Source organism: Streptomyces sp. NBC_01317 (assembly GCF_035961655.1).
Taxonomy (GTDB): Bacteria; Actinomycetota; Actinomycetes; order Streptomycetales; family Streptomycetaceae; genus Streptomyces.
The window spans coordinates 5,610,331-5,622,229 of record NZ_CP108393.1; the positions used below are offsets into that span (position 1 = coordinate 5,610,331).

Sequence of the window (11,899 nt, forward strand, 5' to 3'; positions counted from 1 at the left end):
ATCGTGGGGACCTCGGGCTACCGTGGCGGGGAGGACGGGCGCCGTCCCTACGCTGACCGCGGAAGGAGGCGCCGCGATGACCCTGACACATCACGAGACTGCCGAGGAAACCGCCCTGAGCGATGCGCCGAGGTGATGCCTGTCCGATCGACGGGCGGGCCCGGCAGACCTCTCGGCCGGGCCCTCACACGCGTCCGGCTCAGCCCGCCAGCTCCGCCGCCACCAGCTCCGCGATCTGGACCGCGTTCAGCGCCGCGCCCTTGCGCAGGTTGTCGTTGGAGACGAAGAGCGCGAGACCGTTCTCCACCGTCTCGTCGACCCGGATCCGGCCCACGAACGACGCGTCCTTCCCCGCCGCCTGGAGCGGGGTCGGGATGTCGGACAGCTCGACGCCCGGCGCGTCCTTGAGCAGCTCGTACGCCCGCTCCACGCTGATCGGGCGGTCGAACCGTACGTTCACCTGGAGCGAGTGCCCCGAGAACACCGGCACCCGTACGCACGTCCCGGACACCTTCAGCTCCGGGATCTCCAGGATCTTGCGGGACTCGTTACGGAGCTTCTGCTCCTCGTCCGTCTCGAAGGAGCCGTCGTCCACCAGGCTGCCCGCGAGCGGCACCACGTTGAAGGCGATGGGGCGCTGGTAGACGGCCGGCGCGGGGAACTCGACCGCCCCGCCGTCGTGCGTGAGCTTGTCCGCGTCGGCGACGACCTGCTTCGCCTGGCCGTGCAGCTCCGCGACCCCGGCGAGGCCCGACCCGGAGACCGCCTGGTAGGTGGTGGCGACCAGCGCGGCAAGACCCGCCTCGTCGTGCAGCGGGCGCAGCACGGGCATGGCGGCCATCGTGGTGCAGTTCGGGTTGGCGATGATGCCCTTGGGGCGGTCCTTGATCGCGTGCGGGTTGACCTCGGAGACCACCAGCGGGACCTGGGGGTCACGCCGCCACGCGGACGAGTTGTCGATCACGACGGCCCCCTGCGCGGCGACCTTCTCGGCCAGCGCCTTCGAGGTCGAACCCCCGGCGGAGAAGATCACGATGTCCAGCCCGGACCAGTCCGCCGTACCGGAGTCCTCGACCGTGACCGGCGTCCCCCGCCAGTCGAGGGTGGACCCCGCGGACCGGGCGGAGGCGAAGAGCCGCAGCTCGGTGACCGGGAAGCTCCGCTCGGCCAGGATCCTGAGCATGACTGTGCCGACCTGACCGGTGGCTCCGACGATTCCGACCTTCACGGGGTCTCCTCCGTATGTACGAGCTCATGTACGAGCGGCATGGGTGCCGCTCCATCATGCGTATCAGCATGCCCGTGTTGTCCAGTCGGTTGTCCAGGAGGCGGACCGGACGGCGGCCGGACAGCGGCCGGACAGCGGAAGAGGCGGGCGCCCGTACGGACGCCCGCCCCTTCCTCAGCAGTACCGCGCCGTTACGGCGTGACGCTGGCGATCACCACACTGCCGGTGCCCGCGGACGTGCCGCGTGCGTTCAGCAGCTGCACGTCGCCGAAGAACTGACGTCCCTCGGGAGCCGCGCTGTTCACCACGACATCGGCCGTGACCTGCGCCGACGCGCCGTTGGCCAGCTTGACCGGCTTGGTGTCGTCGACCTTGATGGAGCCCAGCGACGGCGAGTAGTAGACGTCGCGGTAGTCGAACTCCGTCGTGCCGGCCGGGACCGAATAGCCGTCCACCGTCACGGTGTACGTACCGGCGGCGGGGTTGACGAGGCTGACCGACTCCTCGGAGTCGCCGTCCGCCGACTGCCCCACGACCACGTTGCCCCGGGCGACCGTCAGGTCGAGGTCCGCGGACGTGTCGGACGTGCTGCCGATGGCGACGTCCAGGCGGGTCACGCCTTCACCGACGACGATCGTGGAGACGAGCTGCCCCTGGTCCTCGATCGTCGGCCGCTCGATCTTCGCCGAGCCCAGCGAGCCGCCCGCCAGCTTGCCGTCGATGGCGGCGAAGTTGTTCTTGACCGTCCACTGGACCGGGGTCGGCGTGCCGATCTTCGCCTCGGGCAGCGTGGTCACCGCCGGGTCGAAGGTCGCGCCGAGCAGCGACACGTCCAGCGTGTACTTGTTGTCGAGCAGCGGCGAGGTACGACGCGCCTCGACCTCGATCTCCCACACGCCGGGGGTCGGGTCCACGTACGAACGCAGGTCCGGGCGGCAGGTGTTGGAGGGGTTCTCGTAGTTCGGGTAGCAGAAGATCGTCGAGCTGTCCTCGACCGGCAGACCGTACGGGTGGATCGAGATGAACCGGGTCTGGCTGTCCTTGGCGAGTCCGCCGAGCGCCACCTCCAGGGTCTTCGCACCCTCCGGAACCGTCAGGAAGTACGACTTCGAGCTGTTGCGCTGCACCGAACCGGTCGCCTTGAAGGTGTACGACGGCTTCGCCAGCTCCTTGGAGACGACCACGGTGGCGAGGATCTGCTTGTCCACACCCTCCGTACGACGGTCGTCCGCCTCCAGGATCGCGCTGTGCACGCCGGCCGAGGAGGGCCGGGCCTGGACGGTGACGGTGACCGGCTGGTTCAGCGGCAGCTTGACCTTGCCACTGCCGAGCAGGCGGAACGTGCCGTCGTTGTTCTTCCAGTCCAGCCGGTGCTCCACCGCGCCCTTGGGGCCGGTGGTCCGGGTGATGGTGACGTCGTACGTCCGGCTCTTGCCGGTCTGGAGGCCGCCTTCGCGGTCGTACAGACCCGTACCGAAGCCGGGGGTCTCCAGCGCGTAGTCGATCGCGGTGTCGACCGGGGCCTTCACCGTGTACTCGTGCGCGGTGGCGCCGCGCTCGATCTCCTTCCACGCCCCGACGACGTCGATGAGACCCGCGCCCTGCTCGTGCGCCTGGAGACCGGGGATCTTGTCGGCGCTGCTGGTGAGCGCCGTCCGCAGGTCGGCGGGGGTGAGCGTGCGGTGCTTCTGCTTGGCGGCCGAGATCAGCAGCGCGCTCGCGCCGGTGGCCTGCGGGGACGCCATCGAGGTGCCCTGGAGCATCGAGTAGCCGGGCGGCAGGGTGTAGCCCGCCTCGGCGACCGGGCCGCCGGGGTACCAGGTCTGCGTGCTGTTGATCGCCGCGCCGGGCGCGGTGATGGTCGGCGTGAAGCCGCCGTCCTCACGCGGGCCGCGCGCCGAGAACGGCAGCAGGCCGTACTTCGTCGTCACACCGGAGCCGTAGTTGGCGGCCCAGGTCTCCTTGGAGATGGAGGCGCCGACGGAGATGACCTTGTCCGCCACGGCGGGGTCGCTGATGGTGTTGGTGCCGGGGCCGTCGTTGCCGGCCGAGATCACCAGCTGCACGCCGTACACGTCGATCAGCTGCGTGTACAGCTGGGCGCGCGCGTTGTTGGCGTCGTTGAGCGCCGGCAGGCCGCCGATGGACATGTTGACGATGTCGACGCCACGGTTGGCGACGAGGTCGATCATGCCCTCGGTCAGGGCGATGTTGGTGCAGCCGCCGCTCCACGTGCAGGCGCGGGAGGAGACCAGCTTGGCGCCGGGGGCGGCGCCGTTCATCTTGCCGCCGAACAGGCCGTTGGCGGCGGTGATGCCGGCGACGTGGGTGCCGTGCTCGCCCTCGATGACGCCGATGTTGACGTAGTCCGACGTGGCGCCGGACCCGTTGTAGACGACGTCCTTGCGGATCTCGACGACGAACGGGATGCGCTCGACGATCGGGGTCGCCGGGTTGTCCGTACCGAAGTAGCCGATCTGGAAGCCGTCCTTGTACGGCTTCAGCGCGGTGTCGTTCGTGAAGTTGCCGTCGTTGTTCAGGTCGACCCGCACGGTGCCGTTCGCCGGGTCGTAGAGCACGCCCCAGACGTCGGTCGTGTCGCCGTCGCGGTTCAGGTCACCGGCCATGTCGCCGCCGACCGTGACCCGCTCGGCGAAGGGGAGGAACTTGTAGGCGCCGGCCGGCGCCGTCCAGGTCCGGCCCGACGCCGTGAACGTGGGACCGCTGACCGCCCCGTTCATCCGCAGCCAGGTGCCGTCGCCGTCGGACACCGGGTCCGTCGCGGTCACCCAGTCGACGATCTTGCGCTCGCCCGTGGTGGTCTTCTGGAGGGCCGGGTGGCCCAGGTCGACGCCGGAGTCCAGGATGCCGATGGTGACACCGCGGCCGTCGGCCTTCGGGTGCTGCTTGACGAAGTCGACCGCACCGGTCTCGAAGGACGGGTTGTACGGGTTCTTCGCCGGGGTCTTGCTGCTCGGCGCCGGGTACTTCTGGACGGCGGAGCCCTTCGAGCCCTTCGCGTGCGCCACCGTGTCGGCCGCCGGCGTCGGGTCGTCCAGCTGGATCTCCTGCTTGAGATCGATGCCGTGGACGGAGGAGAGCTTCGCGGCCGCCTTGATCGCCGCGTCCGCCTTGGCGGTCGGGAGCGTGGCGCGTACGTAACCGAGCTTGTCGTACGTCTTGCCGACGGTCGCACCCGCGACGTCGTTCAGCTGGCCCGCCACCTGCTCGGTCGCACCGGGGGCGGTGGCGACCATCAGCGTGACGGTCTTCGCGCCCTCGGCCTCGGCCTGGGACAGCAGTTGGGCGTCCACGGCGCCGAGCTTGTCGGACGACCGGTCGGACTTCACGGCGGCGGTGGCGGCCGGGTCGTCGGTGCCCGTCTCGGAGAACGCGGGGGCGGCGCCCGTGGCGATCAGCGCGGCCACCAGGCCGGCGGCTGCCGCGATCCTGGCCACGCGTCTCGGCCCGGATATGGAGCCTGCGGATTCGGAGGTCATCAGCATCCCTGTGGTGTGGAAGAGAAGGTCCGGATTTCGGTACCGGTGACCGCTCAGCTTTTCGTACATAACAGGGGTTTGTGGAGTGTTGCCGGAGGCGGGATTCGGTCATGGCGTACACCCGCCAACGCGACTCACCCGCCACGGAGGAGGAACCGGCCCAAACCGGCGAACGTGCCCGGCCCGCGCGGTCGTTCGGCGGCGCGGCGGAGCGATTCCGTCCGCTCTGCGGACACAGTGACGCGCGTAGTACGCGGCCGGAGGCGGCCCTCCCGTATTCTGCGGCCGCCGCTTCCGAACGACCGGAACACGATCAACCCCGCCGCGCCGGGCAACTCCCCGCGCCCCTCCGCGGTCCTGTCCGCCGACCGCACCTCACGCACGGAGGAGTTCCCCATGTCGGCACGTACGGCCCCCACTCACCGCATCGGGCGACGCGCCCGTCTCGCCTGGACCGGAGCGCTGGCGGCGGCGGCCCTCGCGTCCACCGCGCTGGCCGGTCCCGCCGTGGCGGGTCCGCCGGTGGTGGGTTCCGGTTCCGGCGGGGCGGGTTCCGCCGTGGAGGCCGGCGGAGCGCGGCACTCCGCCACGCAGCGGGCCCTCGACGCCGCCGTCGCGGACGGTGTGCCCGGCGTCCTCGCCCAGGTGAACAGCCGTACCGGCACCTGGTCAGGCACCGCGGGGCTGGGCGACACGGCCACCGGCCGCGAGCGCGGGGCACGGGACCGCTTCCGCGTCGGCTCCGTCACCAAGACCTTCGTGTCGACCGTCCTGCTCCAACTGGAGGCCGAGGGACGGCTCGACCTGGACGACACCGTCGACCACTGGCTGCCCGGCGTGGTCGGCGGCAACGGACACGACGGACGCCGGGTGATCCTCCGTCAGCTCCTCAACCACACCAGCGGCATCTACAGCTACACCGCCGACCCCGGCTTCCAGCAGAAGGTCTTCACCACCGACTTCCTCAAGAACCGCTACCGGACCTGGCAGCCGGGCGACCTCGTCGCGATCGCCATGACGCACGCGCCGGACTTCGCCCCCGGCACGGACTGGAACTACTCCAACACCAACTACGTGCTCGCCGGCCTGGTCGTGGAGAAGGTGACGGGACGTTCGTACGCCACGGAGATCGAGCGCCGCATCCTGCGGCCCCTGCACCTGACGGGCACCCGCCTGCCGGGTACGGACCCCCGGCTGCCGCGGCCCTCAGGACGCGCGTACGCCGTCCTCGCCGACGACCCGGAGCGGACGGTCCACGACGTCACCGAACTCAACGCGACGATGGCGGGGGCGGCCGGGAGCATGATCTCCGACGCCGCCGACCTCAACCGTTTCTTCAGCGCGCTGCTCACGGGCCGGCTGCTGCCCCCGGCCCAGCTCAAGGAGATGAAGACCACCGTCGCGCTCGGAAGCGGGGAGGACGGGGAGGACGGCGAGGCCGCCGGCTACGGACTCGGGCTGGAGAAGACCCGGTTGTCCTGCGGCACGGTCGTCTGGGGCCATGGCGGCGGGATCCACGGCTCCTCGACGGGCGCCTTCACCACCGCCGACGGCACCCACTCGCTCTCCTTGAACTTCAACGCCGACTGGGCCGGTGACCCGGGGCGGGTCGTGGAGGCGGAGTTCTGCGGCTGAGCGGAGACCCGGAGAGGGGGCGGGCGCGGGCCGCGCCCGCCCCCTCTCCTTGTGCCCCCGGTCCCGTCTCACCGAGGCAGGACCACCACATACGCGGCCGGATCCCTCTCGTCCGCCGCCGCCAGCGCCGTACCGACCACCATCGCCTGCTGCTCCAGGGACTCCCGCAGCTTTCTCGGCGTCAGATGCAGGACGGTGACGCCCAGCCGCTCCAGGTGCTCCCGCTTGCGGGCGTACTCCGTCCAGACCGCGTCGTCGTCCTGCGGGCCTCCCGGCCCGCCCAGCCGGGGCGCCCGCGTGTCCAGCTCCACGGCCACCGCCTGCTCCGGCCAGTACGCGTCGACCCCGCCCAGGTGCGGTCCGCCCGGCAGCGCCAGGTCGACGTTCCAGACCGGCTCGGGCAGCGCGTACGTCCGCACCATCTCGTACAGCCGCCCCTCCGCCAGCGACCGCCCCTCGGCGAGCAGCGCGTCCACCGCGTCGACCACATGCGGCCGGGCCAGCAGCCGTGCCTGGCTCAACTCCCGTACGACAGAGGCCGGTTCACAGTGCCCGCCCCGTACGGCCTCGGTCAGCAGCGCCCGTACGGCAGCCGCGTCCGACAGCTCCGCGACCGCGTCGGCCACCGCGCGGGCCACCGGCGCCACCGGCACCCCGGTCACCAGCTCGGGCCGGGGCAGGGCGTGGGCGCGGATCAGCCGGGCGAACGCCGTGGACCGCAGCCGGCGGGTACGGGGCACCAGCACGTCGATCAGGTCGAGCTCCCGCAGCCCCGGGGTGGACCCGAAGCCGTGGAGGGCGAGCGCGGCGAGACCGGTGACCATCACCCCGCCGTACGGGGACGACGGCCGGGCCGACGACCGGGCCGGGGGCGCCGACCGGGACGAGGACCCCGGGCGGCCGCCGGGGGAGGAGCCGGGCTGCGCCGGAACGCCCTTCGCCGCCTCGGGGCCCGGGCGTCCCGCGTACAGCAGCACCGCGTGCAGCCGCTCCTCGCTCGTCGGCGGCCCCGGGTGCAACAGGTAGACCCCCGGCAGCAGTTGCTGCCAGGGGCCACCGGGGCGGCACTGCGCGGCGGCGCGCGCGGCCGCGACCCCGTGCTCGCGCAGCTGCGCGGCGGAGAGGACGCGGTGCCGCACGTCGTTACCGAGGTGACGGAGGGGGCGGGGGGTGACCGGGGTGTTGTTGTTCATGTCCCGGGGTCTGCCCGTCCTGTGACCACCTTCTAACCCGTTGTTACACGTTCGTCGGCAAAACCGGACAAGCTCGCCCTAAAGTAAGGGCATTCGACTGCCGATCATGTGCCGCTCACCGTTCGAACGCCGTAACGCCCGCTTCTCACCGCCCCGCGGCGGCCGCGTCGCACGCCTGCCCCCGCAGCGACCGCGCCAGGTCGTCCGTCGCCTCCAGCACCAGCCTGCGCAGCGCAGGAGCCACCTCCTCGTGCGAGGCCAGCCACGCCTCCGCCGCCTCCAGGGTCGAACGGTCGCCCTGCGCGGCCGGGAACAGCCCGCGCACCACATGCATGGCGATCTGGATCGAACGCTCCGCCCACACCCGTTCGATCACCTCGAAGTACTTCTCCGAGTACGGCGCCAGCAACTCCCGCTGGTCCGACCGGGCGAACCCGGCGATCGTCGCCTCGACCAGCGCGTTCGACAGCGTGTCCGACTCCACCAGCCGTACCCACGCCTGCGCCTTCACCGCCGCCGACGGCCGGGCCGCCAGGCAGCGCACCTCGTGCCGCTTGCCCGACGCCGTGTCGTCGTGGGCCAGTTCGGCCGCCACGGCGGACTCGTCCGCGCGGCCGTGCGCGGTCAGCGGCTCCAGGAAGGCCCACCGCAGCTCCTGGTCGACGTCGAGCCCGTCGATCTTGGCCGTCCCGTCCAACAGTCCCTGGAGCAACTGGAAGTCCGCGTCCGTCGTGGCGACCGCGGCGAAGAAGCGCGCCCACGTCAGCTGGTGCTGACCGCCGGGCCCTGCCGTCCGCAGCTCCCGCAGCGCGCCCTCGGCGAGCAGCCGCCCGCCCTCCTCGCGCCACTCCGGGACCGCGTAGAGGGTGAGCGCGCCGCGCGCCCACGCGTGCAGCATCTGGAGCACCCCGATGTCCGTCTCACGGCCCGCGTGGGTGAGCACCAGGCCGATGAAGTCCCGGGCCGGCATGAGCGCGTCACGGGTGAGGCTCCACAGCGCGGACCAGCACAGCGCACGCGCCAACGGGTCGGTGAGAGAGCCGAGATGCGTGCGCAGGGTGTCCAGCGAGGCCGCGTCGAAGCGGATCTTGCAGTACGTCAGGTCCTCGTCGTTGACCAGGATCAGGTCCGGCTTCTCCGCGCCCGCCAGCTCCGTGATGACCGTCCGGGGCCCGGCGACGTCCGTCTCGCCGCGCGCGTACCGTACGAGATCCCCGTCGGCCGTGCGCCGGTAGAGCCCGACCGCCACCCGGTGCGGGCGCAGTTCGGGGTGGGACGGGGCGGCCTCCTGGATCACGGCCAGCTCGGTGATCCGGTCCTCGGCGTCATAGACGGCCTCCGGGGTGAGGGAGTTGACCCCGGCCGTCTCCAGCCAGGAGCGCGACCAGCCGGCCATGTCCCGCCCGGACGTCTCCTCCAGTACGGCGAGCAGGTCGCCGAGGCGGGTGTTCCCGTACGCGTGCCGCTTGAAGTAGCGCCGGGCGCCCTCCAGGAACGCGTCCTGCCCCACGTACGCGACCAGCTGCTTGAGGACGGACGCGCCCTTGGCGTACGTGATCCCGTCGAAGTTCAGTTTGGCGTCCTCCAGGTCACGGATGTCGGCCGTGATCGGGTGGGTGGACGGCAGCTGGTCGGCGCGGTAGGCCCAGGACTTCCGGTTGTTGGCGAAGGTGATCCAGCCGTCCTCGAAGCGGGTGGCCCCGACCAGCGCGAAGGTCCCCATGAACTCCGCGAAGGACTCCTTGAGCCACAGGTCGTCCCACCAGGTCATGGTGACGAGATCGCCGAACCACATGTGCGCCATCTCGTGCAGGATGACGTTGGCCCGGTGCTCGTACGACGCCCGCGTCACCTTGCCGCGGAAGATGTACTCCTCGCGGAAGGTCACCAGGCCCGGGTTCTCCATCGCGCCCAGGTTGTACTCGGGCACGAACGCCTGGTCGTACTTCCCGAAGGGGTAGGGGTAGTCGAAGCGGTCGTGGAAGAAGTCCAGGCCCTGCTTGGCCAGCAGGAAAACGTCGTCCGCGTCGAAGTGCCGGGCGAGCCCCTTGCGGCACATCGCGCCGAGCGGGATCTCCAGGACCGTGCCGTCGTCGAACGTACGCCGGTAGGAGTCGGTGACGTGGTGGTACGGGCCCGCGAGGATCGCCGTGATGTACGTCGAGATCGGCTTCGTCTCCGCGAAGCGCCACACCCCGTCGTCGCCCAGGGTCCCCGCGCCGTTGCTCCAGACCAGCCAGCCCTCGGGCGCGGTCACCTGGAAGCGGTACGGCGCCTTGAGGTCGGGCTGCTCGAAATTGGCGAAGACGCGGCGGGCGTCGGCCGGCTCGTACTGCGTGTAGAGGTAGACCTCGCCGTCCTCCGGGTCGACGAAGCGGTGCATGCCCTCGCCGGACCTGCTGTACGCGCACTGGGCGTCGACCACCAGCACGTTCTCCGCGCGGAGATCGTCCAGCGTGACCCGTGAGCCGTCGAAGACGGTGGCGGGGTCCAGGGCGCGGCCGTTGAGGGTGACGGCGGTCACACTCGGGGCGATCAGATCGGCGAAGGCCGCCGCGCCCGGCTCCGAGGAGCGGAAGCGGATGGTCGTCACCGAGCGGAAGGTACGGGGCCCGGGGCCGTCCGGCGCCTCACCGACCGCCGAGCGCAGGTCGAGGTCCACCTCGTACCCGTCTACGGACAGCAGGCCGGCCCGTACACGGGCCTCGTCGCGGGACAGGTTCTCACCGGGCACGGGCACTCCTTCGTGACTCGTTCGTGGGTCGTTCGAAACAGTGACGATCCTCGCATGTGCCGCTGTGGGCGGTCAGCCGGGAATGCGGCCATCCGGTTGGAACGTTGAGGCGTCGAGGTCCGTCGGGCGCCCGCGGGTAGCCGGGACGCCCGTTTCAGAGGAGAGACATGTCCGAGAAGACTCCCGTCGATTTCTGGTTCGACCCGCTGTGCCCCTGGGCCTGGTTGACGTCCCGCTGGGTCCTTGAGGTGGAGAAGGTCAGGGACATCGACGTCCGGTGGCACGTGATGAGCCTCGCCGTCCTCAACGAGGACAAGATCGACGAGATGCCCGAGCAGTACCGGGAGATGATGCGGACGACGGCGTGGGAGCCGGTCCGTGTGGTCATCGCCGCCCAGCAGAAGCACGGCGACGAGGTCGTCGGCAAGCTCTACACCGCGCTCGGCACCCGCATCCACAACGGGGGCGAGGGCCCCACGCGTGAGGCGATCGCCTCGGCCCTGGACGACGTCGGCCTGCCGGCCGACCTGCTGGAGTACGCCGACTCCGACGCGTACGACAAGGAGCTGCGGGCGTCGCACAAGGAAGGCATAGACAAGGTCGGCCAGGAGGTCGGCACCCCGGTCATCGCGGTCCCCGGCGCGGACGGCGAGCAGGTCGCCTTCTTCGGCCCGGTCGTCACCCCGGCCCCCAAGGGCGAGGAGGCGGCGAAGCTCTGGGACGGCACGCTGCTGGTCGCGTCGATCCCGGGCTTCTACGAGATCAAGCGGACCCGGACCGCCGCCCCGAGCTTCGACTAGGACGACTGTTTCGGCACGTGTACGGAGACGTGGACGGAGGACGGCCCCCGCGAGTCATGTCCTCGCGAGGGCCGTCCGTTCCATCCGCCCGCCGTGAAGGGTGAGAAGACGATCACGAGCAGGACGTGTGCGGCCTCCCGCGCGGGGAGGCCCCCCGTCAGGGGGCGATCAGGAGGTTGTTGGCGTTCTTCCGGGCGGCCGTGTAGCGCTTCGCCACGTCCTGCCAGTTGACGACCCGCCACATCGCCTCGACGAAGTCCACCTTCTGGTTCTTGTACTGGAGGTAGAAGGCGTGCTCCCAGGCGTCGAAGACCAGGATCGGGACCGAGCCCTGGCCGACGTTGCCCTGGTGGTCGTAGATCTGCTCCACGATCAGCCGGCCGCTGACGGGCTCGTACGCGAGGACGCCCCACCCCGACCCCTGCGTGGTCGCCGCCGCCTTCGTCAGCTGGGCCTTGAAGCCCGCGAACGACCCGAACGACGCGGCGATCGCGTCGGCCAGCTCCCCGACGCCGTCCGCCGCGAGCGGCTCGCCGCCGCCGTCACCGGTCATGTTGTGCCAGTAGATCGAGTGCAGGATGTGGCCGGAGAGGTGGAACGCCAGGCTCTTCTCCAGGCCGTTGACAGCCCCCCACGACTCCTTGTCCCGCGCCTCCGCGAGCTGTTCGAGCGTGTCGTTGGCGCCCTTGACGTAGGCCGCGTGGTGCTTGTCGTGGTGCAGCTCGACGATCTGCGGGTTGATCACCGGTTCGAGCGCCGCGTAGTCGTACGGAAGTTCGGGAAGTGTGTAAACGGCCATGTCCAAGCCC

At 70.9% G+C, this 11,899-nt stretch carries 7 protein-coding genes; 2 read left to right on the forward strand and 5 right to left on the reverse strand.

Translation table 11 applies throughout. The annotated features are described in order from the left end of the window. Window positions 1-199 precede the first annotated feature (199 nt). Both OG349_RS24385 and OG349_RS24390 read right to left on the reverse strand, forming a co-directional pair. The gene (locus OG349_RS24385) at window positions 200-1,228 is read right to left on the reverse strand and encodes an aspartate-semialdehyde dehydrogenase (RefSeq protein WP_327236628.1); all 1,029 of its coding nucleotides are present in this window, start codon (window positions 1,226-1,228) and stop codon (window positions 200-202) included. A 191-nt stretch (window positions 1,229-1,419) separates the two neighbouring features. Continuing rightward, window positions 1,420-4,734: a S8 family serine peptidase gene (locus tag OG349_RS24390; protein WP_327236629.1), complete on the reverse strand. Its 3,315-nt coding sequence runs from the start codon at window positions 4,732-4,734 to the stop codon at window positions 1,420-1,422. A 390-nt stretch (window positions 4,735-5,124) separates the two neighbouring features. Here OG349_RS24390 and OG349_RS24395 point away from each other — a divergent pair, with 390 nt between their 5' ends. Continuing rightward, window positions 5,125-6,363, forward strand: coding sequence for a serine hydrolase domain-containing protein (locus OG349_RS24395; protein WP_327236630.1), 1,239 nt, complete (start codon window positions 5,125-5,127; stop codon window positions 6,361-6,363). 68 nt (window positions 6,364-6,431) lie between these two features. On the opposite strand, the gene OG349_RS24400 is transcribed toward OG349_RS24395, so the two are convergent. Continuing rightward, window positions 6,432-7,556 (reverse strand): hypothetical protein, encoded by a 1,125-nt coding sequence (locus OG349_RS24400; protein WP_327236631.1) that lies wholly within the window; start codon window positions 7,554-7,556, stop codon window positions 6,432-6,434. Between the two features lie 145 nt (window positions 7,557-7,701). Beyond that, window positions 7,702-10,290: an aminopeptidase N gene (gene pepN, locus OG349_RS24405; RefSeq protein WP_327236632.1), complete on the reverse strand. Its 2,589-nt coding sequence runs from the start codon at window positions 10,288-10,290 to the stop codon at window positions 7,702-7,704. Between the two features lie 167 nt (window positions 10,291-10,457). On the opposite strand from pepN, the gene OG349_RS24410 reads away from it, so the two are divergent. Then, complete coding sequence (locus OG349_RS24410) at window positions 10,458-11,090, forward strand: mycothiol-dependent nitroreductase Rv2466c family protein (RefSeq protein ID WP_327236633.1); 633 nt, start codon at window positions 10,458-10,460, stop codon at window positions 11,088-11,090. Window positions 11,091-11,247: 157 nt separating this feature from the next. On the opposite strand, the gene OG349_RS24415 is transcribed toward OG349_RS24410, so the two are convergent. Beyond that, on the reverse strand, window positions 11,248-11,889 hold the full coding sequence (locus OG349_RS24415) for a superoxide dismutase (RefSeq protein ID WP_327236634.1): 642 nt from the start codon (window positions 11,887-11,889) through the stop codon (window positions 11,248-11,250). Between the last annotated feature and the right edge of the window lie 10 nt (window positions 11,890-11,899).

What these genes read in the sequence shown, in the direction of transcription:
- OG349_RS24390 (WP_327236629.1), bottom strand. Translation starts at nt 4,734, where the DNA reads ATGCTGATGACCTCCGAATCCGCAGGCTCCATATCCGGGCCGAGACGC.
- OG349_RS24395 (WP_327236630.1), top strand. Translation starts at nt 5,125, where the DNA reads ATGTCGGCACGTACGGCCCCCACTCACCGCATCGGGCGACGCGCCCGT.
- OG349_RS24400 (WP_327236631.1), bottom strand. Translation starts at nt 7,556, where the DNA reads ATGAACAACAACACCCCGGTCACCCCCCGCCCCCTCCGTCACCTCGGT.
- OG349_RS24410 (WP_327236633.1), top strand. Translation starts at nt 10,458, where the DNA reads ATGTCCGAGAAGACTCCCGTCGATTTCTGGTTCGACCCGCTGTGCCCC.
- OG349_RS24415 (WP_327236634.1), bottom strand. Translation starts at nt 11,889, where the DNA reads ATGGCCGTTTACACACTTCCCGAACTTCCGTACGACTACGCGGCGCTC.